The sequence below is a fragment of the Methylophilus sp. genome, assembly GCF_008015755.1.
In the GTDB taxonomy this organism is placed as follows: Bacteria; Pseudomonadota; Gammaproteobacteria; order Burkholderiales; family Methylophilaceae; genus Methylophilus.
The window spans coordinates 58,411-80,454 of sequence record NZ_SSGF01000018.1; the positions used below are offsets into that span (position 1 = coordinate 58,411).

Below are 22,044 nucleotides of genomic sequence, written 5' to 3' on the forward strand. Positions count from 1 at the left end.
ATTACTTCATCACACGGTTACGGTATTCACCAGTACGTGTGTCGATCTCGATCTTGTCGCCCTGGCTCACAAAGAGTGGCACTGGGATCTCAAAACCGGTCGCGATTTTGGCTGGTTTCATCACTTTACCGGAAGTATCACCCTTAACAGCAGGCTCGGTGTAAGTGATTTCACGCACCACGGTAGTTGGCAATTCGATAGAAATCGCTTTGCCTTCATAAAAACGCACTTCACATGGCATACCATCTTCCAGGTATGGCAGCGCGTCTTCCATAAACTCGGCATCCACGTCATATTGGTTGTACTCAGCATCCATAAATACGTAGGTAGGATCAGCAAAGTAAGAGTAAGTCACTTCTTTCTTTTCCAATACGATCACATCAAACTTGTCTTGCGCAGCATAAACGTTCTCGCTTGGTGCTTCTGTCAGCAAGTTTTTCATTTTCATTTTAACCACTGCAGAGTTACGGCCAGATTTGTTGTATTCGGTTTTTACAATAACCATCGGGTCATTGCCAATCATCACTACGTTGCCAACGCGGAGGTCTTGAGCGATTTTCATAAATTAAGCCTTAATGTGTATGCGGGATTTGAAAGCGCAGAATTATACCCGATGTGTACGACATTTCTCAATGAAAATCACCAAGTTAGTCGCCAAATCATGCTGCTGTGACTGGCTGACTTTAAAGGCGCTGGCGTGCAAGGCGAACTGCGGCAAAGCGGTTAATAACGCCTGCCAGTGCTGTGCCTGCCACGCCCCTTGTGCCCACGCCAGCATGGCGTTGTGGATGACATCAGACAATCCAGCATCGGCCGCCAACAGGTAATGCGCCATAAAGGCGTTGAGTTTCAGCAAGTGGGCGTCTTCGCTCTGCTGATAAGGCAGCCAAATCATGGGCTTGCCCGCCCATAAAGCGCGTATCCAGCTATCTTCGCCACGTACAAAATTCAAGTCACATAAACACAGCAAGCGGTCGTAATCGGTTTGCGATAAAAACGGGATCACCAAAAACTCGCATTGTTGGCGCTGCAGACGGTCACCAACCTGCAACACAGGCGTATCAAGTGCCTTGGCCAATAATGGCGCAACCGTGTGCGGCACGAATACTCGCACCGGCACCGCCGAGGCTTGCAGGCTATCCACCAAAGCCGCCAATGGTGCATGGGCATAGCAAAATAAGGATAGCGTGAGCCTGCCAGGCGCTGCTGTCAGACCTAAATCAGACCAACGTGCCTGCGCTTGCAACGCTGGCAAACTGGCTTCGCGCAGCAAACCGCCGGTGCCTGATGTAAACCCGGGGTAAAAGAAATGACGCAGCAGGCCGTTGGCTTGCGGCGAAGGCTGCGCATGAAAGCTCTCCACCCAGCGCTCTGCTGATAAATAATCGACATTGACCCAAAGAGATGCCTGCTTGCGCATCTGCTGTTGATAGGCTTCTGGCAAGCCGCAGCTAAAGGTTTCAATCACCACCGGTACCGCTTCCGAAAAATCGGTGTTTTCTGCCCAGTGTTGTAACTGAATATGCGCATGCCCTGCCCCGGCAAACTGTTGCGCCAGCGCCAGATCATCCACCCACAACCGTATATGAATGCCGTGTTCTGCAGCCAATTGGTGTGCCAAGCGCCAGCTCACACCAATATCGCCAAAATTATCGACCACCTTGCAGAATAGATCCCACGTCTGGGTGGTTTGGGGTTGAAAACTCATGTGACCAGGCAACAACAATAAGGACTAAATGGCCGATTGTAACTTAAAACCACCCTGGCTAAAGTCAGGCTGCTTCGCAGCGGCAACTTGCCAACCAAGATTGAGAAAGCGCCTGGCAAACGCAGTGCTGATGATGGGGCTGAAATATACTGTAGAGGCGAAAAAGCTGTCAGTAAGACTGACAAAAAAGCGCTTTTTGCGCGATGAAGGGGCTTGGTTTATGCGGCAACCAGATTTTTTATCAGGGTTACTCAGTCAGCGCAGTCGCCATTTCAGCAGTTTTTAACCAGGTCAGTTGTAATACTTTGGCATCGGTAGACGCTCTATGCTGTTGTAAGGCGAGGCTTTCACGCAACGCCTGCTTGGTCTCGTGCCACATCGCCTGTTGCTCTGGGCTTAAGGTCACACTTAAATCTTCCAGCTTAAAACGTGGACTCATCACTGCGGCCTCGAACAAGCTATGCAACCAGACAAAGTCTTGGTACCAGCCATCGGTATATACGGTTTGCCCGGCAAAGACCTGGTTGAGGTGGATTGCAATTTCTTTTGCCGTTTGACCGTGCGCCTCTAAAGACTGACGCGACTGCTGATGCAGCTTTTCGGCTTCTTTATCCCAATGCAGCCAGTCAGCATGCGGTTGTACCTGCGCGCTCCAGACGTCGCCTTTGCTATCGACGTAACCAATCTCGACCGGGTAACTACCCACGCCGAAACCGGATGCTTCAATATCTACTATGACTGGTGGCACCATGAACACTAACCTGTATGTATCTCTCTATTGTCTATGACAGAATATGACTGACGCTTATCTATCTATTCAACGGCATAAATATAATTTGCTTTAATCAACCATGAGATTATACGCAATTAGGCCGTGTTGAGGACTGAACTTCCATCAACCCTGGTGGACAAACAAAAGCAACACATGTTTACTTAAATTAGGGAGAAAAGAATGCATAAAATCATCACAGTCTCAGTGTTAACGGCGGCGATAGGCTTGTCCGGCTGCGCCAACATGAGCGAAACCCAGAAAGGCACGGCGAAAGGCGCCGGCATAGGTGCTGCGGCTGGCGGCGTTATTGGCGCGGTGGCTGGTGGCGGTAAAGGTGCAGTGATTGGTGCGGCCGTAGGCGCTGGTGCCGGTGCAATTGCAGGCAATATCTGGTCTAAAAAAATGGAAGCGCAGAAACAGGAAATGGAACAGGCAACTGCTGGCACCGGCGTCGCCGTGACCAAAACAGAAAACAATCAGCTCAAGTTAGAAATCCCGAGTGATATTTCGTTTGATAAAGGCAAAGCCAATATCAAATCCAATCTACGCCCTATCCTGGATAAATTTGCCACTGGCTTGCAAAATAACCCAGCGGCACGCGTCAATATCGTCGGCCACACCGATAGTAGCGGCTCAGACGCTGTCAATGATCCATTGTCCGTGAATCGTGCAGCCAGTGCGCGTAATTACCTGACCGAGCGCGGCGTGGCCTTTACCCGCATCACCATTGATGGCCGCGGCTCACATGAGCCCATCGCCGCTAATGATACAGAGGCTAACCGTGCCAAAAACCGTCGCGTAGAGATTTTTGTGGCTGAGCCTGAACCGCAGGCAGCGCCTAAATAAGCGTTAAGCCATCATAGAAAAAGCCGACGATTCAGTCGGCTTTTTTCATAACGCAATGCTAAATAAACAACGGTGCCACAAAGGCAAAAAAAGCACCTACCAGAAAAATAAGCACCGAGAACCAGTAAATCCACACACTTTGGCGCCGCGTTTTAGTGCATAACGCCGCTAACTGTGGGTCGGTCGGGCAAGGCAATAACCGCGCCCGCCATTGCATCCAGCCCGCGATGAGCAGCATCGCTGCGGCCAAGCCAAATACTAAAGGCTTATGCTCGCTGATCCAGATCAATTGCGGAAAATGGCTGATCAGGCTGGTCAACATCGCTACTGAGCCAATCGCCACCAGCGTGGCGGGTAAGGCGCAGCAAATCAGCGTCGAACCGCTGGTGAATAGCGAGAGCAAATTCAGCCGTCGGCTGGCTTGCAGAGGATTGATGTCTGCCGCCATCACTTGCTGCCTGCTTTCTCGGCCTTGGCCACCTCTGCCTGGATCGCCTCTACGGTCTGGTTCACGCGCTCCAGCTTGCCCACCGAGTAACCGGCATCTTGGATCACTTTGCTAAATGCCTCATTCGACACCTCCTGGCCGTCTTTCAACTGCAAGGCCACCACGCGGCTCTTGAGGTCAACAAAAGCCACCTGCTTTTGCGGCAAGGCATTAAGTTTTTTCTCTATGCCTTTGGCACAAAACGCACACACCATGCCGTTCACTTCGGCCTTAATCGTCGTTACGGCAAAGGCCGCAGGGGTCATGGCAGACAACATCAAAGTCACTAATAATTTTTTCATTGCAATATCCTTTAAAAGTTAATTGGTTAAAACACAAACATGGCATTCAGGCGCGGCGCAAAGCCCTCGCCTTGCCAGGGGTTGGTGACACCAAATTCCAGAAAGTAATTTTTGTTGATCAAGCGCAACGCCGGGGTGATTTGCAAGCCAGGATCGTTGTTACGCATGGTTTTGGCTTCAATCACAAACCACGGCTGCGTCTGGTTAAAACCGGTTTCATAAAACGAAAACCCGGCCTGCACCGCAGCAGTGTCGTAGTTCATATTGGGCGCACGGATCATGCGGGCTTTGGCCAAGAAATACAGCCGCGTGGATTCCATATCGAACTGCAAGCTGGGCGTATAGGCAAAGCCATCATACTGGCCACGCGCTTCGCCCACGCTACCGTTGAACCAGACATTGGCTTGCGTCGATGGCAGGTTCCAGCGCTTGATGAGGCCGGTGTAATTGATGCCGGAAATGGTCGTCGCCTGCTCGCCTTTACCCGACATACGCATCTGCTCAACGCCGATGGCATGCCCAAACGCGGGCGAGTAGTTCAACATCCATTCCTGGTTATAGCGACCGATTTCGGTCATGAGCATGGCACTATCTTCAAAGCCCATGAGTGCCGCCGCGTGGGCAGGCGTTAACTGGGAGAGAAGTACGACACCAAGCGCAACATGATGTTGCTTAAACATAAAGCCTCCATATTCAATCTAACAAAACGTGTGGACGGACTTGTCCTGAGTGTTAGCTGAATATGGGTGGTTTGATAGCAGGAGGGTAAGTTTGAGAGTGCACAGGGTCGGCCGCAAACAAGGGGGCAGCGCTAGACTGTGCAATGATAGAAACGCCTGGAAACGCGTCTAAATGGGCGACGCCAGTGGTGACCATGCAAAAACCACAGACCGTGCAGTGATGCTTGGCGGTCGTTGGATGGTCGCTAGCATGATGCATGCCTTGATGCTCATCCGCCATGTCATGACAAGGCATCTCGTCCTGCTGTGCCTGCGCGGTGATACTAACTGGGTGCTCTGCGAGTGCCATTTGCAATGACATGACGTTGGCGGCCATGACAAAACATGGCAACCAGCAAATCAAAAATAAGCAAACGCGTTTTCGCATATATGGCTAAGATAAGGCTAGCAAGTCATTAGTTCAAGTCCCGCGCGCATTTAATGTCGTGTTATACGTAGCGGATATCAATAATTTCATACTCGGTTTCTGCGCCAGGGGTCACCACGCGTATGGTATCACCGAGGTTTTTTGCCAATAACGCTTTCGCCATCGGCGACACCCATGAAATATAACCCTGTGTCGGGTCCAACTCATCCTGGCCAACAATACGGATAGTCATTTCGCTGTCATCTACCAGGTTAAATAAGGTCACCCAGGCGCCAAAATAGACCTTTTCAGTATTCGTTTGCGTATGACTGTAGACGATCTCCGCCGCATCCATGCGCTTGGTTAAAAAGCGAATGCGCGAATCAATCTGCCGCAAGCGCTTTTTACCATAAATATAATCGCCGTTTTCGCTACGGTCACCATTGCCTGCGGCCCAACTTACCACACGCACCACTTCGGGCCGATCAACCTTAATCAGATATTGAAATTCTTTTTCCAGCGCGGCATAGCCTTCTGGCGTAATGTAATTTTTCTGTTCAGCCATCTAAACCCAACTCTATTGTGTAGGCGGTCATCAATCGCGTCATCATACAACGGATTACCGCCACAGCCATCGCCTGCTGTGAAATAGCGCCACGGCTTGCTTTATGAATCTTTTGTGAAGCTTTTTTTAAAAGGCTTCATTTAGCAATTTATTTTACGTAAATGGGTTGTGCGTCGTAAAGCATGACGCCCGTGGCAACGCAATGTTGCTGACTGACCCAGTATTATCCAGAGGAATTGCATGAAGAAATCCATCGCTCATTTGAATGTAGGCACCCGCTTGTTTTTGGGCTACGCGCTGCTGATCTTGTTTACCACCTTTATTTTTGTGATTGCCTGGCGCGGCTTCAACCACATTAATCACACCTGGCAACATTTTGAAAACATCCAATTGGTGAAAAGAACCCAGATTGAAAACGCCAGTAAAGGCCTGGGCGATGCCGTGCATCATTTCAAAAACTATGTGCTGCGCGGGGGCCGAGAAGCCAGCAAGTTTCAACACAGCATGGATGATATTGAATACGCCATGAAGGCCTATGCTGCCACCGGCGAACTCAACCAGCAGGAGCAGGAAATCTTAAGCAATATCACTCTCGCCGTGAACACTTACCGCGACGCCATCAAACGTTGCGAAGCGCTTAAAGCGGATGGTATGAGCGTGACTGAAATAGACAGCACGGTAAAAGGCGCCGACAAGCCATTGAGCCACTCACTGCGCCTGCTGATGGACATGAATATTGCAGGCGTCACGGATGCCTCTAGCCAGTTTGCCTCCACCATTGCCAGGGCCAATAAACACATTGAAATTGCCTTATTGATTGCCGTGGTCATGGCAATAGCCATTGCCTGGAAAATGACGCGTTCGATTACCACGCCACTCAAGCAGGCACTGACCTTGTCACAACACATTGCCAATGGTGAGTTTATTTCACAAGACGCGCCAACGACCAATGACGAAACCGGCAAGCTGCTGCGCGAAATGCACCGCATGCAGTCGACCATTCAAAACATCGTGCAATCTCTCAATGAAATGTCCAGCCAGCACCGTGACGGCATGATTGATTACCGCATCGACAGCCAGCCGTTTTATGGCGCTTATCAGCAACTCACCACAGGCATCAACCAGATGGTAGAAGAACATATTCTGGCGCAGACAAAATCGCTGCAAGTGGAAACGGCCTTTGGCCAGGGCGACTTTAACCAGCCACTGGAAACCTTCCCCAACCAGCGCAGTTATATCAACCAGAGTATTGAACAGGTACGCCAGAACTTTAACCTGCTGATGGACGACGTCCATACCTTGTCACAAGCGGCCGAGCAGGGCCAACTGAATATCCGCGTCGATGTGTCCCGCCACCAAGGTGAGTTTCAACAGATCGTGGCAGGCTTTAACCAAACCCTAGACGCCGTGGTTGTGCCTTTGCAAACCACCGCCCGTTATCTGGACCAGATGGCGGCAGGACATATCCCTACGCAGATTGAAGAACATTTTGTCGGCGACTTTAACCTGATGCAAACCAGCCTCAAGCATTGCACGGGGGCGATTCATCAACTGATCAGCGATGTGCATCACCTGGCGTCGGCCGCACAGCAAGGCCAGTTAAATACCCGCGTCGATGTTGACGCGCACGCCGGGGATTTCCAGAAAATCATCCAGGGCATCAACCAGACGCTGGATGCGGTGGTCTCGCCGCTGCATGTGGCCGCAGACTGTGTGAAACGCATTGCCGCCGGTGATATTCCTGCGCCTATCCATAATCAATACCATGGCGACTTCAAGGTGCTGATCAACAACCTGAATACCTGTATTTTGGCAGTGAACCGTCTGGTAGAAGACACCCGCCAGATTGCAGATGAAGCACAACAAGGCCAGTTATATAGCCTGGTCGATGTGACTACCCACGCGGGTGACTTTAGAGAGGCCCTGCAAGGCTCGCAGGAGATTCTGCAGCGCATGGTGGCGCCGATACACACGGTCAAGCAAGCGGCTGAAACTATCCATGTTGCAGCGGCTGAAATTGAAAAAGGCAACAATGACCTGTCGCGCCGCACTGAAACGCAGGCCAATGCGCTACAAGAAACATCCGCCAACCTCGAAACCCTGACCAGCAATATCAAGCAAACCGCCGAACATGCCCAACAAGCCAGCTTGCAAGCCAGCCAGGCTAACCAAATGGCGTTACAGGGCGGCGAAGCGTTTAATGCTCTAACCACCACCATGCAAGGTATTAATGAAACCTCGGCGCAAATTGCGCAAATTACCAGCCTGATTGACAGCATCGCCTTCCAGACCAACATCCTGGCGCTGAATGCCGCCGTGGAAGCCGCCCGCGCAGGTGAGGAAGGCCGTGGCTTTGCCGTGGTTGCCGGTGAAGTGCGCAACCTGGCCAAGCGCTCTGCCGCCTCTGCCAAAGAGATCAAAGAGCTGATCGCCGCCTCGGTGAGGCAAACCAATGCCAGCGCCAAGCAAGTGAGCCAGGCTGGCCATACCATGCATGAGATCGTGCATGCGGTACAACAAGTGTCTCACAGCATACAGGCGATTTCTGAGGCCTCTGGCCAGCAAAGCAGTGGCCTGGAACAAATCTACACGTCCATGACCTCAATTGATGAAACCACGCAGCAGAATGCGGCGCTCGTTGAAGAGGCTGCTGCCGCTGCAGAAAGCATGCTGGAGCAAGTGCATACGCTGGTCGAGTCAGTGAATCAATTTAAAATGCATGCGGCTGAACCCGCGAGCGATGAGCAGTGGCGGCTGATGGCCTAGGGTTGCAGGGTGACAGTCTTGCTGGCTGATCATGCACTCACCATCCTACGTCGCGCAGGATGGTGAGTCTCTCAGCAAGCACTAGATGCACTCAGTTGCGCTATATGCGTCTGGTTTCCATCACCTTGCCATCTAGTGGGTTCATGATCTGTAACTCCAATGCTGGCTCGCCAGCACCCTGCTCTAAGGCCACCCAATCCACCGGGCTCAAGTTCAAAGCGATGTCAGCCGGAAACGAAACCTGCTTGCTCATCACCGCAGCGGGCTTGCCCTTCACAAAAAGTTTGAGGTCAAACGTCACCGGCTGACCAGCACTTTGCAGTCGCACACTGCGGCAGGCATTATCATGCTGCAGTTGCAGGCGTTGTTTACCTTGCAACTGCAGGTTGCTCAGCTCGTAGCGGCGCTGTTTGTCAAAGCTGGTGAGCGAAATACTCAGTTGCTTGTTGAGCGCTTGCTCGGACGCCTCAAAGACCACCGAATGCAAACGCTCGCCTGCCAATGATACGTTCACCACATCGCTGGTATTCGCGATCACATTGGCGGTGAGCATCAGTTTTGCACCGCCTGAGGCAAGGCCCAGCTGATAATCGCCCTGACCTTGATTACGCACCTTCAAGGTTAACGCGCGCTGTTGGCGCAACACCTCATTGAGTATCGGCGCGGCTTGAGAAATCTCGGTCACCTCACGCCCGACGGTCTGTGCGGCTTTGCTGGCCGCGCCATTGAGCGGTTGCGTGCTGAGGCCAGTTTTAAACTTGGTGGATAGTCTACCTGCAGGCAGTGCGACCGGGCTCTGTTCTGACTGTAAGTGCTTGACGAGATCGGGACGCACATGCAAAGTCAGGTCTGGATACATTTTGTTGCTGGCAGGCGTCTGACTGAGAAAGTAAAGATTAAACTGTTTACGCTTAAATAATTGACTCAGACTCGCGCCTGTTTTCACTTTACCCACCTGCTTGGCCACATCACTGAATTTTCTTTGCGCATGATGCTCCACCGGCAACAGATTTTTAATCCGCGTCCTCCGATCCGTATTCAGGCTACCATCGCTATTCATCAGCGTCTCGCCCTGCTCATTGCTCACTTGCTCCAACTCAGACGATTCCCCGGCAAAAATCAGATAGATACCGCCGGTGATAAAGGTTAAAAAAGCCTCCCAAAAAGGCGTTCTCGGTTGACTAGACAATGCACTAAACGGCATGGCAAACATCCGCCCGCCGTTAAACAATCCTTCACCGCCGGTCCATGTCTCATTTTTACCATGCTGATACGCAAAGGTATTGGTTTTAGGATTGATGGTAATCACACGGTCACCGCCCTCATTGGTGTTGACTTTTGGAAAAGGTGAATTAGGGTTGGCCACATAGATGACCCACTCTTCTTCACTGCGTTTTTCCCAGCGGTAAGGCAGCACCACATGCCCACCCACCGGCGAAATGCCTTCGGATAAACAAATCAAACTGTAGTTTTTTTGCTCAAAAGTCGTTTGTGAAAACTCAAAGTTTTGCACTGGGTCCCACATGCGCCCGCCTTTAATGGCATCAATCATGTAGCTCACCTGGCTACCGCCTAACTGATAGCCAAACTTGATTGAAATATCGCGCGTACGCTGTGCATCAAAATCATATTGTGAAATGAATGGCCGTGAACTCGAGACGCCTTTGAGCGCATAAATCGCCTCCAGGCACATGCCAAAACAAGTGCCGGGTTTTGCAGCGCCCTTATAGACCGTCTCATAAAAGGCACGATTGAAGGGATGAATGAACCAGGTATCGTCGGCCTCTAAGTCGCTAAAGGTCGCAGCACAGGTGTCAAAGCTTAATTCTTTAATTTTAGGGTTTTTAAAGCTCCAGAACAGGTTCTGCCTGAAATGGGCACTGTCGGTCGGATCAATCACGTTGTGATCGATAAACACGGTAAAACTCGCTCTGAACTTGCCATCAGGGCCTCTGGCAAAGGTGCCTAGATCATTGCCTTGCAAATCAGGCAGCGAGGTATCCCACAAGGTCTCTACGCCAAATGATTTGCTAAATTTTGCGATCAGGTCATCGTCAAAATTTAACCCTCCATCGACATCATAAGCCTGCATATTGACAGTGAGGATGGCATTGCCGTCATTCAGTGGAAAGTCGCAAATCAAGCCTTCATCGGCGTTATTAAAGGTTTTTGTGCCTTGATTTGAATACTCACCAAACTGTTTTTCAAAGCGTAATTGCTGACCTTGCACAGGCTCAACCACTACTTGTGTGTGCACCAGTAAATCATCATTGTCTTCATCAGTTTCAAGCCGCGTGACTACCAGTTTTAAGCGGTTAACCAGACTGACCTGCCTGGTGGCGGCCTGCCATACCAGAATGCCATGCTCAAAATTATTAAAGCGGCAGACATCATTCGGCGAATTGGTTTCATCAGAGCTTGGAAAGCCCAACTCCCCGGTCGGACCACGGTGATGCGTTTGATAAGCAGTGAGTAAATCCCCATGCACCTCATGCGCCCCGGTAGCCCCACTCCAGTAAATAGAGCCTTGCTTAAAGTGGCTCACCGCACCAATGGCCTGGCTGCCTTTAAAAACAGGCAACTCATCACTGATGGGGTAGCCTAAAAAACTGCTCTCCGCGCCCATGCTGCGGTATTTTTGCAAAATATCACCATGTACTTCAAAAGCGCCACTGGCGGGATGCCAGTAAATATCCGCCTGGTCACAAGCAATGGCATAGCCACCGTTGGCTGCAGCGCGCTGATCGCTGGCAGGCAAGCCCAGCGCGCCTTTAACGTCAGCATGGCTACGATAGGTCTGGTAACAGTAACCATACATGACCACCGCATTGCCATTGGCACGCACCACAATCATGCCGCGCTCAAAATAGCAGACCTCACCGCCTTCGCCGGTGGGCTGGGTATCGGTGAGCGGAAAGCCCATGTAATCACGAATCGCACTATCGGTGCCGATTACTTTGTCATTAGCCAGCGCTTGCGACTTCCATTTGCGCTCAACAGCTTCAGACAATACATGGGCACCATAATCGGCATGATAAAAAATCATGCCGTGCTCAAAATCCTGAAAACGGCCCTGCCCACTGGGCGTGGCTTGCTCCTCACTCACTGGCTTGCCTAAGGTCCCTTGTTCACCGCCCAGCGCTTGATACTTTTGTTGAATCTCAGTCATGGCACTTCACCCTTTATGGTATTTTTTTGGTACTTAAATGGTTCCACAAAGAGAATTTAAATGCAATAAAATAATTAATCAAAGATAAATAAAATTAACAATAAAGTAGACAAGTCGATATGAACGTCAATCTGTGAGTCGTTTTATAATGCAAGCATGATGCACGATTACGATGAATTGATTGCGCGGCTTAAAGTCAGCGAAAAAACCTCTGAGCCTTATTATCAGCAGCTCAAACGCAACATTCTGACGCTGATTGAAAGTGGTGAGATTGAGCACGGCCATGGCTTGCCTTCTGAGCGCATGCTAGCGGAGGCGCTAAACCTGAGCCGGACGACCGTGCGGCGCTGTTATGAGGATTTACGCGCCAGCGGGCAAATTGATAGCGATGGCCGCGCAGGCACGCTGGTGAAAGCCGCGCCAAAAATTTGTCCATCACTGGGCAAATTAAAAGGCTTTACCGAAGAAATGCGCGAGGTTGGCATCACTGCATCGGCCAAGATTGTGTCTCATCAGATGGTGTGCGATCGCACCATTGCCTCTATTTTTCAGCGCCCTTCGACCTCAAGCTTTTTACGGTTGGTGAGAATTCGCCTGGGCGATGAGGTGCCGATGACGCGTGAAGTGGCCTGGTATGACCTGACGCTGGCACCGGCACTGGCCAACTGGGACCTGTCCGGCTCGGCGTATCAATACCTTGAGCAGCAGTGTGGTATTCAATTAAGCTGGGCAGAGCAGTCGATTGAAGCGGTGATGAGTAATGAAGAAGAGTCGCGCGTGTTTGATTTTGAGCAAAGCAGTCCTTGCCTGCTACTCAAGCGTAAGTCTTATTCGCAACAGCAGCAACTGGTGGAATACGTCGAAGGCACTTTTCGCGGTGACGCCTACACCTATCGCATCAAGCTAGAGGTGTAGTGCCGCATTGCCGCTGAATTGCGGCGACGGCCAGCATATCGGGTAACGCTGCCAGCACACCGGGCGTTTGTACCACGCAAGCGCCACAGGCATTGGCATGAGCCAAAGCTTGCGCCAGCGGCTCGCCGTGCATCAAGGCCACGCACAAACCAGCAGAAAACGCATCGCCCGCTCCCAGTGTATCAACAGCCGTCACAGGCCACGCTGGCGCCACCACCCACTCACCAGCTTGCGTCATCGCCACACTGCCCAATGCGCCTAGCGTCACCACCAGCAAGTCGCCCGGCCACTGCTGATAAAACGCATGCATAGCTTGCCGCAAGGCAATCAGCGTGTCCTCTGGTGACACTGCCAACAACTCGGCAGACCATGCCAACAACTGCGCAGCTTCATGTTGATTGACGATCAATATAGCGGTTTGCGACAGCACGGCTTGCGGAATCGGCTGCCACGGAGAAGGATTCAGCACGGTTTGGCGCCCGGCTTGTCTGGCGAGCGCAAAGCTGTGTTGAATCGCAGCCAACGAGGTTTCAAACTGGGCATAGACCAGACTGGCAGACTGGATAGATGCCTGGGCGTGATCGACATGCGTCGCCGTGATCAATTGGTTCGGCCCCAGATAGACGCTGATCATATTGGCGCCATCAGCGGCGATTAAACCAGCGCCGTGCCCGGACTGTGATGCCAGCCGATAAGCATACACTGGCGTGATGGCGTGTTGTTGTAGCAGTTGTAATGCGGCATCTGCGGCGGCATCTTCGCCCACCCCTAACAGCGCCGAGACCTGAGCGCCCAAGCGACTGGCAGCGATCGCGACATTAAAGCCTTTGCCGCCTGGCTCGCTAGACACCGCAGAAGCCGCCACTGATTCCCCCGCCTGCGGCAGACGCGTGACTGACCAGCAGCAGGCTTGGATAAAACTGGCAACAACAAATAAAGTCACGTTTAATGCAATCTAAAAAAACGCCTGCGCTTAATCTTCTTTGACTTCATCAATATCATAGACATAGTGGCTGGTCTCACCAAAGCAACTCGAAGGCACGCCTTTATGCTCTTTGTAGAGCAGGCGCACACGTTCGCCAGCCAGTTGGTTGACCTTGGTAATCACCGCCGGATCACGCACGGTAAAATAGAACTTCTCGGCCTGTGTGCCCGGCACGGTGACCAGCACCAGCTCGCCCTCCCAGGTTTTGCACACCCAGCCTTTGTGAGACAGTTTTTGCACATAACCGATACGTTCACCGCTGGAATAGACCCAGGTCAGGCTAGCCCAGGTATACAGGCTGAGCAACAGCAAGGGCAGCAAAATAATCCAGAACATCCATTTTAAAAATTTGGCAAAGGCCGACATCACACAACTCCGCAAGTTTTTAACATTTGTTCATCGCATTATCTTATAAAATACAACGTTAAAGATAATAAATCCTGCTGATGACCTCCATGACCGCCAACCATGCGCTACCCGACTCAGGCACCGTAATTTTGTGTGCATCCGCACGCCTGGCACAAGGCATCCGCCAGTGGTTGCAACAGGCTTATCAGCAACAAGGTCTGTCGCAATGGCAAGCCCCGCAAGTACTCCCCTTGCAAGACTGGCTTAACCAGCGCATCGAGTACGCTCTCTTGTGTGGGCAGATTGATATTACTCAGGCACCACTCGGCGTGCTTTCCACCACGCAAGAAGCCCTGCTGTGGGAGCAAGCGATTCAGCATTGTTTACGCCAGCATAGCGCGATTGATTTATTCAACACCAACGGCCTGGCCAGCGCGGCGATGGAAGCCAACCGCTACCTGATTGAATGGAATATCAGCCTGGACATGGCGACAATCAGTGAGGAAACCCACCAGTTTTTGCAATGGCGCCAGCAATTTCAAACCTTGTGCAAACAAAGCGGCAGCCTAGAAAGCGTGCGCTACCAGACCTGGCAACTGGAACAACTGCGTGAGCACGCGTTGCCTTTACCAGGCAGCATACAATTGGCCGGGTTTGACCGCATTAATCCGCATGTGCAGACATTGATAGACACGCTGCAAGCCGCCGGTGTGCAGATCACGTCGTTTGATAACAGCGTGACTGCTGACAGTACTCAGCGCATGCAGTTTGCCGAAGCCATGGACGAAATGCGCGCCGCCGTGCATTGGGCGCAGCAACAATTAGCGACCAACCCTCAAGCCAAGCTGGCAATGGTAGTGCCCGACCTGGATCATCAGCGCGACACACTGGCAAACCTGCTGGACGATACCTTGCACCCCGAGGCCTTGCATCCGGCGCAGGCAGACACGCCGCGCTGCTATGAGTTTTCACTGGGCTTGCCGTTGCATCGCTGGCCACTGGTGCAGTGTGCGCTCAACCTGCTACGCCTGGCATTCCAGGCGACGCCGTTGCCGCAATCAGAGCTGTCGACGCTATTGGCGGATATCTACTGGTCGCAAGCACTGTATGAAGCCGACGCCCGCGCCGCCCTTGATGCCGAGATGCGCCGCCAGTTACCGCTGCAAGTCAGCGCCCACAGCTTTGCCCGCTTTGTCACCCGCAAGCAGCAAGATGATTACCCGATTATCTGCCCGGCCTTGCATGCTGATTTAACCGCATTGCTCAGCCAGAGCAAACAAACGCCGCGCAAACAGCTGCCTTCTGCCTGGATGGTCAGTTTTAACGAATTGCTGGCCGCCACGCATTGGCCGGGTGAACGTAGTGTGTCCAGCCATGAACATCAATGCCAGACCAAGTTTAAAAGTGTATTAACGCAACTCGCCGCGCTAGATACCTGGCTGGGGCCCATTGACGCCATGAGTGCCTGGCATCGGCTGTCACAGTTATGCCAGGCGCAGATTTTTCAGCCGCAAACGGTGCGCCAACCTAACATCACCGTCATGGGTATGCTGGAAGCCAGCGCGCAACCGCTGGATGGCGTGTGGGTGATGGGCATGAACGACCATGTGTGGCCGCCCTTGTCGCGCACCAATGCGCTGATTCCGGCCGAGTTGCAGCGGCAGGCAGGCACGCCCAATGCGAGTAGCGAAGTGCAAATGGCGTTTGCGCGCCAAATTCACCAGCGCCTGCTGCGTTCCGCCAAACAAGTGATTTTTTCATCCGCCCGCCAAGAGGGCGACCGTTTGCTGCGCACCAGCCCGTTGATTCAGGCGATCCCCGAAGCAAGTGCGACAGCAGGCACGGCCACGCTGGCCGAAACGCTGGCGCGCGACAGCACGCAAGACTGGCAATGGCTGGATGACCATCAGGCACCGCCAATACAAGATGGTGAGCATATCAGTGGCGGCACGGGGTTGCTGCGTGCGCAAGCGTTGTGCCCGGCCTGGGCGTTTTACCAATACCGGCTCAAGGCACGCAAACTGGACACGCCACACAATGGCCTGGACGCCATGCAACGCGGCGACCTCATCCACCGCGTGCTGGCAGCATTTTGGTCACAGCAAGCAACGCTGGATTGGCAAAATGTGACCGCCGACGGCTTGAAAAACCAGCTCGACCAGATCGCCACTGAGGTGATTGCTACCTTTAATACCGAGTTTGCCCAGCCCTTCTCTGCCGTGTTTTGCCAACTCGAGGCCGAGCGCTTGAGCAAACTGGTGCTGACCTGGTTATGGGAAGTGGAGCGCGAGCGCCCGCAAGCATTTGCCGTGACCGCAATCGAGCAAGTGTTCAAACCACTCATTGAGGGCATACAGGTCAAACTGGTGATTGACCGTGTCGACACGCTGGCCGATGGCCGCTTGGTGGTGATGGATTACAAAACCGGCAGCATGCCTGACTTTAAAAACTGGGCGACGGACAAAATCAGCGAACCACAATTACCGATTTACGCCGCTTTTTTGCTACAAGATGCCGACATTGCCGCCGTCTGCTTTGGCAAGTTACGGCTGACTGATGGCGGCTTTGCCGGTGTCGCCGCGGAAGACGACATCGTGCCCGGCATCAAAGCCTTTAACCACGAGAAAAACAAATTGTTTGACCCTGTGCAGTTCCCCGACTGGCCGTCGGTGCTCACGCATTGGCATACGCAAATCACCCGCACCGCGCTTGCACTCAAGGCCGGTGAGGCGGCCGTGGTGTTTGACTCTGAACAAGACCTGGGCTATTGCGATGTGCTGCCTTTGTTGCGCTTGCCCGAGCGGCAGTTGCAATTTGAGCATCTGCAGGCAGGGGGTGCAGTATGAAAATGATAGAAGCTGATTTTGAGCAAGCGCTGGCGCTGGATGCCGCCAACCGTGAACTGGCTTTGGCAATCGAATCGTTTATCGTTGAAGCCCCGGCGGGCGCTGGTAAAACCGAGTTGCTCACGCAGCGTTTTCTCAAGCTGCTGCAAACCGTGCAAGCACCAGAAGAAATTATCGCCATCACTTTTACCAATAAAGCCGCCTCGGAAATGCGTGCGCGTATTTTGGACAGCTTGCTGCTGGCCGCGACTGGCGTGCCGCCGGACGCACCGCACAAACAAATCACCTATGCCTTAGGTCAACAAGCATTGCAACGCTCGGCTGCGCTGCAATGGCATTTGCTGGAAAGCCCGGCGCGGCTGCGCATTTATACCATCGACTCGCTCTGCGCAAACCTGGCGCGGCAAATGCCTTTACTCAGCCGCTTTGGCACCCAACCGGCGGTGACTGAAGATGCCTGGGTCTATTACCGCGAAGCGGCTGGGCTGGCGCTGCAAACCATGGATGAAGACAGCCTTGGGGAACCGGTGCGCCGCGTGCTGCGCTATATGGATAACGACCAGGCCAGACTGGAAAGTCTGCTGATGTCTATGCTGGCCAAGCGCGAGCAATGGCTGCATTTAAGCCAGGGAAAAGACCATAATCAGGCGCAACATGCGCTGATTTACCTGATAGAAACTGAATTGCAGGCGGCATTGACAGCACTCCCTGCCCGCCTGCAACAATCACTGATGCCGATTGCGCGCTACGCCGCCAGCCAGTTGCCGCCCGAGCATGCTTTAAACACCCTACTGGACTGGCAAACACCGTTAACCGCCAGCATAGAAGATTTACATAGCTGGCGTGCGCTGACCGAGTTGCTGCTCACCAGTAGCGGTGGCTTGCGCAAGCGGCTGGATAAAAACATGGGCTTAGCTGCCACCGATGAGGCCAAGCCCTACAAAGAAGCGCTCACCGATATATTGAGCGGACTGGCGCAACACAGTAACAGCGAGCCTAGCCTGGCGCGTATCCGCCTGCTGCCAGATGCCGATGGGGAAGACGATGCAATTATTCAGGCATTGAGCCAATTACTGAATATTGCCGCGGCGCAATTGTGGCTATGCTTTCAGGCACAAAATGAGGTGGATTTTGTTGAAATCTCCCAACGCGCTTTTCAGGCGCTGCAAGAAGGTGACGAAGCCACCGAGCTGGCCATGCGGCTCGATTACCGCATTCAGCATTTATTAGTCGATGAGTTTCAAGACACCAGCCCGATGCAGATTGACCTGCTCAAGGCGCTCACCCGCGGCTGGCAGCCAGGCGATGGCCGCACACTGTTTGCCGTCGGCGACCCCATGCAATCAATTTACCGCTTCCGCAAAGCCAATGTCGGCCTGTTTCTCAATGCCGCCCTGCACGGCATCGGCGATATTGCGCTGACACCGCTCAAGCTATGGCGCAACAACCGCTCTTGTCCGCCGGTGGTTGCGTGGATCAACCAGACCTTTCAAGGCATGCTGCCTGCAAGCGATGCGCCACAACAAGGCGCGATTGCTTACCGGCCATTTGTCGCCACCCGGGCCGAGGCCACGGGTGCAGGCGTGTTTGTGCATCCGCTCATCACACGCGTGAGTAGCGAAGACGAAGAACCGGCCGATATCCGCCACCTCGAAGCCGAGCAGATTATCCGCATCATCCAGCAAACACGTGCCGATAAGCCAAATGCTACCATCGCCGTGCTGGTGCGCGCGCGCAAACACTTGCATGCCTTGGTGACAGAAATGCGCCGTAATCATGCCGAACTGAGTTTTCAGGCCGTTGAGATTGAAGAACTGGCGAATCGGCAGATTGTGCAAGACTTGCTCACACTCACGCATGCGCTGCATCAACGCGCTGACCGCGTGCACTGGCTGGCACTGATGCGTGCACCCTGGTGCGGTCTGACGCTGGCCGACATGCATGCACTGATCGGCCAGGATGGCCAGCGCAGTGTGCTGAGCCTGTTGAGCGACGACCATATTCTCGCCCGTTTGAGTGCCGACGGCCAGACGCGCGCGCGCCATGTGCGCGAGGTGATGCAAAGTGCCTTGCAGTGGCGTGGCCGCACCACCGTCAGCCGCTGGGTGCATAACACCTGGCTGCGGCTGGGCGGCGCCAATTGCCTGTGGAATGAAAGCGACGTGCAGGACGTGCAGGCGTTTTTTGCCCGCATTGCCGCGCTGGAACAACACGGCCAATTTAACCCGCAAGCGCTGGCCGACGATGTACAAAAACTCTACGCCGCGCCTGATGCCAAAGCGGACGCCAGCTTGCAATTTATGACCATTCATAAATCCAAAGGGCTAGAGTTTGATACCGTGATTTTGCCTGGTCTCGATGGCAGCAATCCGCCGGATGACGCCAAGCTGGTGATCTGGGAAGAAGTGCCGATGGACGATGGACATACCGAGCTGGTTGCTGCGCCATTTGTGCCCACGGTGCTTAAACGCCAGCAAGCGACGATCACTGCCTATGATTATTTAAATGACCTCGATAAAACCCGCGCCGCCTACGAAGATGCCCGCGTGCTCTATGTCGCCGCGACCCGTGCTGAACGGCAACTGCATTTACTGGGCGCCGCCAAGCCAGACAAAAACGGCGAGCCACAAGCGCGCAAAAACAGTTTTCTGCATTTGTTATGGCCAGCTATCCAGCAGTGGTTTAACAGCGAACATGATATCGTCAGCCGCTACCCAAGCGCGCAGCAAGCAGCCGATATCCGCCAATTTGTGCCCAAGCTAATTCGTTTACGCGAAGCCAGCACGCCAGCCAACTTACAGGCGACAGCGCTCGCAACGCACACTGGCTACCAGACTAGCACCGAAGACGAAAGCGCCCACCGACTGGAAGCCGATATCGGCACCCTCGCCCATCTGTACTTGCAACTCATCGCCGAGCAAGGGCTGGACGCCTGGCAGGCACACGAAAAAAGCGCATTCCTGCCACTCAACTTGCCTATGCAGCGCTGGTTTAAGCAACAAGGTTATAACGACAACGAGGCGATTCAGGGGGCAAACCAGGTAGCAGCGCTGCTAACGACCACCTTGCAATCTGCGGATGGTCGCTGGGTATTACAACCGCATACACAAGCTGCCTCAGAGCTGGCGATTGAGCAACTCAGCGAAGGCAAAAAGGTCATAGACCGCACATTTGTGGCCGATGGCGTGCGCTGGATTATTGACTATAAATCCATGCCGGTCACAGGCAACGACGACCTGCCCTTATTGGCAGCCAGTTTTAAAACGCAACTCACCCACTATGCGCAACTATTTCAGCAAGATGACCTGCCTGTGAAAACCGCCATTATGTTTTTAAGTATTGGTCAACTGGTCCTTGTTGAGGCATAGCGACTGCTGCGGATGACGCCTCAAAGCGGGCTTTGATCATGTCATCCGCTGCTGGCCTGGGTTGAGACTGATGCCGCTGGGGGTCGATTTCCACCTGGGTATTTCTATCCACCAGCATTAAATCCACCGCCTGGTTGGTTTCGGTGTCGACCAACTGGATCATCGGTTCGCCGTCTGCATAATAGGTGTTTCCCCATTGCATCAGCGTCAGTAACACCGGCCTAAAATCCAGCCCTTTTTTCGTGATCACATACTCATCTCTTGGTGGCTTTTCGCAATACTGCCGCCGCGCCAGCAAACCGGATTCAACCAATGCATTTAAACGCTTAGCTAGCGTGCTGGTGGCAATACCCAGATGGTTCTGAAAGTCATCAAACCGGGAAACACCCAGTAAAGCCTCTCTCAAAATCAGGATATTCCACCATTCGCCCACATGCTCCAGGCTTCTGGCAACGGGGCAAGGCATATTCACGAGACTTTTATTTTTCATTTGATCACCAATTAACTTTTATTATGAAAGTTACTGTAAGATAGTTACTTCTATATTGAAAGTAACCATTATAAATGGTTATGCATGAAGAGGACTTATGGAAAGAATTGTGATTACTGGCATGGGGATGGTTTCGCCTTTAGGCTGTGGTGTTGAACTGGTCTGGCAGCGCCTGTTGCGTGGGCAATCAGGCATCAAGCAGCTATCGGCCGACATCGCCGACAGCCTTAACACCAAAATTGCAGGCTGGGTGCCAGGCAAAGCTGACGATGCCAATGGCGGCTTCGCCCCCGAAGCGGTGATTCCGTTAAAAGAACTCAAGAAAATGGACCGCTTTATTCAATTTGCGATTGTGGCTGCCGAGGAAGCGATTAAACAGGCACAGTGGTTTCCGCAGACCGACAAACAGCAAGCCAGGACGGCGACGGTGATCGCCTCGGGCATTGGCGGCTTTCCTGCGATTGCACAAGCGGTGCGCACCACTGACCACAAAGGCGTTGCCAGATTATCGCCGTTTACGGTGCCATCCTTCCTAGTGAATCTGGCCGCAGGCCAAGTCTCTATCCGGCATGGCTTTAAAGGGCCGATAGGCGCGCCCGTGACCGCTTGCGCTGCCGGTGTGCAAGCCATTGGGGATGCGGCAAGGATGATACGTGCCGGCGAAGCTGACATTGCTGTCTGCGGTGGTGCAGAAGCCTGTATTGACCTGGTGAGCCTGGGTGGGTTTGCTGCGGCAAAAGCCTTGTCATCCGGATTTAATGACACGCCAGAAAAAGCCTCACGGCCTTTTGATAGCCAGCGGGATGGTTTTGTCATGGGAGAAGGCGCAGGCATATTAGTGATAGAAACCCTTAGCCATGCCGCCGCGCGCGGTGCAACGCCACTTGCTGAAATTGTCGGTTATGGCACCACAGCAGATGCCTACCATATTACAGCCGGGCCTGAAGATGGCAATGGTGCACAGCGCGCCATGCAAGCAGCCATTACCATGGCCAATATTCAGCCCAACGATATTCAGCACCTCAATGCACACGCCACGTCTACCCCGGTCGGCGATGCGGGCGAACTGCGAGCGATCAAAACGGTATTTGGCGAACATAGCCCGATAGCCATTACCTCAACGAAATCATCAACAGGCCACTTGCTGGGTGCTGCTGGCGGCATTGAAGCCATCTTTACAGCGTTAGCAGTCAGGGATCAGCAGGTGCCTTACAACTTGAATCTGGAGAATGTCGACGCTCAGGCTGCAGGCCTTTATTTTGTGAGGGAAAAAGCACAGCCCTTAGCCATTCAATACGCCATTAGCAACGGCTTTGGCTTTGGTGGTGTCAATGCCAGCATTGTGTTGAAACGCTTTGACTAAGTGAGCAGCCACGCCAGGGGATACCCTC

18 protein-coding genes are annotated in these 22,044 nt (G+C 53.0%); 6 read left to right on the top strand and 12 right to left on the bottom strand.

What is annotated here, in order from left to right; all coding sequences use genetic code 11:
* Window position 1 precedes the first annotated feature (1 nt).
* The 3 genes from efp to E6Q52_RS07725 all read right to left on the bottom strand — a co-directional run bounded on the left by efp (window position 2) and on the right by E6Q52_RS07725 (window position 2,459).
* A complete protein-coding gene (gene efp, locus E6Q52_RS07715) occupies window positions 2–562 on the bottom strand; it encodes an elongation factor P (RefSeq protein ID WP_292820725.1) in 561 nt (186 codons plus the stop codon).
* Between the two features lie 42 nt (window positions 563–604).
* Window positions 605–1,708, bottom strand: coding sequence for an elongation factor P maturation arginine rhamnosyltransferase EarP (gene earP, locus E6Q52_RS07720; RefSeq protein ID WP_292820728.1), 1,104 nt, complete (start codon window positions 1,706–1,708; stop codon window positions 605–607).
* Between the two features lie 247 nt (window positions 1,709–1,955).
* Window positions 1,956–2,459: a hypothetical protein gene (locus E6Q52_RS07725; RefSeq protein WP_292820731.1), complete on the bottom strand. Its 504-nt coding sequence runs from the start codon at window positions 2,457–2,459 to the stop codon at window positions 1,956–1,958.
* A gap of 201 nt (window positions 2,460–2,660) precedes the next feature.
* Here E6Q52_RS07725 and E6Q52_RS07730 point away from each other — a divergent pair, with 201 nt between their 5' ends.
* Window positions 2,661–3,326 (top strand): OmpA family protein, encoded by a 666-nt coding sequence (locus E6Q52_RS07730; RefSeq protein WP_292820733.1) that lies wholly within the window; start codon window positions 2,661–2,663, stop codon window positions 3,324–3,326.
* 58 nt (window positions 3,327–3,384) lie between these two features.
* On the opposite strand, the gene E6Q52_RS07735 is transcribed toward E6Q52_RS07730, so the two are convergent.
* The 5 genes from E6Q52_RS07735 to greB form a co-directional block, all read right to left on the bottom strand.
* Window positions 3,385–3,774: a hypothetical protein gene (locus E6Q52_RS07735; RefSeq protein WP_292820736.1), complete on the bottom strand. Its 390-nt coding sequence runs from the start codon at window positions 3,772–3,774 to the stop codon at window positions 3,385–3,387.
* Window positions 3,774–4,115 (bottom strand): heavy-metal-associated domain-containing protein, encoded by a 342-nt coding sequence (locus E6Q52_RS07740; protein WP_292820739.1) that lies wholly within the window; start codon window positions 4,113–4,115, stop codon window positions 3,774–3,776. Before E6Q52_RS07740 ends, E6Q52_RS07735 begins: the two co-directional genes overlap by 1 nt.
* A 26-nt stretch (window positions 4,116–4,141) precedes the next feature.
* Complete coding sequence (locus E6Q52_RS07745) at window positions 4,142–4,795, bottom strand: hypothetical protein (RefSeq protein ID WP_292820742.1); 654 nt, start codon at window positions 4,793–4,795, stop codon at window positions 4,142–4,144.
* 52 nt (window positions 4,796–4,847) lie between these two features.
* Window positions 4,848–5,171, bottom strand: coding sequence for a hypothetical protein (locus E6Q52_RS07750; protein ID WP_292820745.1), 324 nt, complete (start codon window positions 5,169–5,171; stop codon window positions 4,848–4,850).
* A 112-nt stretch (window positions 5,172–5,283) separates the two neighbouring features.
* Window positions 5,284–5,766, bottom strand: a complete 483-nt coding sequence (gene greB / locus E6Q52_RS07755) for a transcription elongation factor GreB (protein ID WP_292820748.1) — start codon at window positions 5,764–5,766, stop codon at window positions 5,284–5,286.
* 240 nt (window positions 5,767–6,006) lie between these two features.
* Between greB and E6Q52_RS07760 the strand changes: the two genes are divergently transcribed.
* The gene (locus E6Q52_RS07760; RefSeq protein WP_292820751.1) at window positions 6,007–8,532 is read left to right on the top strand and encodes a methyl-accepting chemotaxis protein; all 2,526 of its coding nucleotides are present in this window, start codon (window positions 6,007–6,009) and stop codon (window positions 8,530–8,532) included.
* 100 nt (window positions 8,533–8,632) lie between these two features.
* Here E6Q52_RS07760 and E6Q52_RS07765 read toward each other — a convergent pair whose 3' ends face one another.
* On the bottom strand, window positions 8,633–11,701 hold the full coding sequence (locus tag E6Q52_RS07765) for a hypothetical protein (protein WP_292820754.1): 3,069 nt from the start codon (window positions 11,699–11,701) through the stop codon (window positions 8,633–8,635).
* A gap of 156 nt (window positions 11,702–11,857) precedes the next feature.
* Here E6Q52_RS07765 and E6Q52_RS07770 point away from each other — a divergent pair, with 156 nt between their 5' ends.
* Entirely contained in the window at window positions 11,858–12,616 is a 759-nt protein-coding gene (locus tag E6Q52_RS07770) for a GntR family transcriptional regulator (RefSeq protein WP_292820757.1), read from the top strand.
* Here the strand turns inward: E6Q52_RS07770 and E6Q52_RS07775 are convergent.
* On the bottom strand, window positions 12,600–13,559 hold the full coding sequence (locus E6Q52_RS07775; protein WP_292820760.1) for a PfkB family carbohydrate kinase: 960 nt from the start codon (window positions 13,557–13,559) through the stop codon (window positions 12,600–12,602). The genes E6Q52_RS07770 and E6Q52_RS07775 overlap by 17 nt on opposite strands.
* A gap of 30 nt (window positions 13,560–13,589) precedes the next feature.
* The gene (locus tag E6Q52_RS07780; RefSeq protein WP_292820763.1) at window positions 13,590–13,967 is read right to left on the bottom strand and encodes a hypothetical protein; all 378 of its coding nucleotides are present in this window, start codon (window positions 13,965–13,967) and stop codon (window positions 13,590–13,592) included.
* Window positions 13,968–14,047: 80 nt separating this feature from the next.
* Here E6Q52_RS07780 and E6Q52_RS07785 point away from each other — a divergent pair, with 80 nt between their 5' ends.
* Together E6Q52_RS07785 and E6Q52_RS07790 are read left to right on the top strand one after the other, a co-directional pair.
* Window positions 14,048–16,795: a PD-(D/E)XK nuclease family protein gene (locus E6Q52_RS07785; RefSeq protein ID WP_292820766.1), complete on the top strand. Its 2,748-nt coding sequence runs from the start codon at window positions 14,048–14,050 to the stop codon at window positions 16,793–16,795.
* Entirely contained in the window at window positions 16,792–20,163 is a 3,372-nt protein-coding gene (locus E6Q52_RS07790; RefSeq protein ID WP_292820769.1) for an exodeoxyribonuclease V subunit beta, read from the top strand. Before E6Q52_RS07785 ends, E6Q52_RS07790 begins: the two co-directional genes overlap by 4 nt.
* On the opposite strand, the gene E6Q52_RS07795 is transcribed toward E6Q52_RS07790, so the two are convergent.
* Window positions 20,120–20,653, bottom strand: a complete 534-nt coding sequence (locus tag E6Q52_RS07795; protein ID WP_292820772.1) for a helix-turn-helix domain-containing protein — start codon at window positions 20,651–20,653, stop codon at window positions 20,120–20,122. The two genes, E6Q52_RS07790 and E6Q52_RS07795, sit on opposite strands and share 44 nt — an antisense overlap.
* Window positions 20,654–20,750: 97 nt before the next feature.
* On the opposite strand from E6Q52_RS07795, the gene fabF reads away from it, so the two are divergent.
* A complete protein-coding gene (fabF, locus tag E6Q52_RS07800) occupies window positions 20,751–22,016 on the top strand; it encodes a beta-ketoacyl-ACP synthase II (RefSeq protein WP_292820775.1) in 1,266 nt (421 codons plus the stop codon).
* Window positions 22,017–22,044 lie beyond the last annotated feature (28 nt).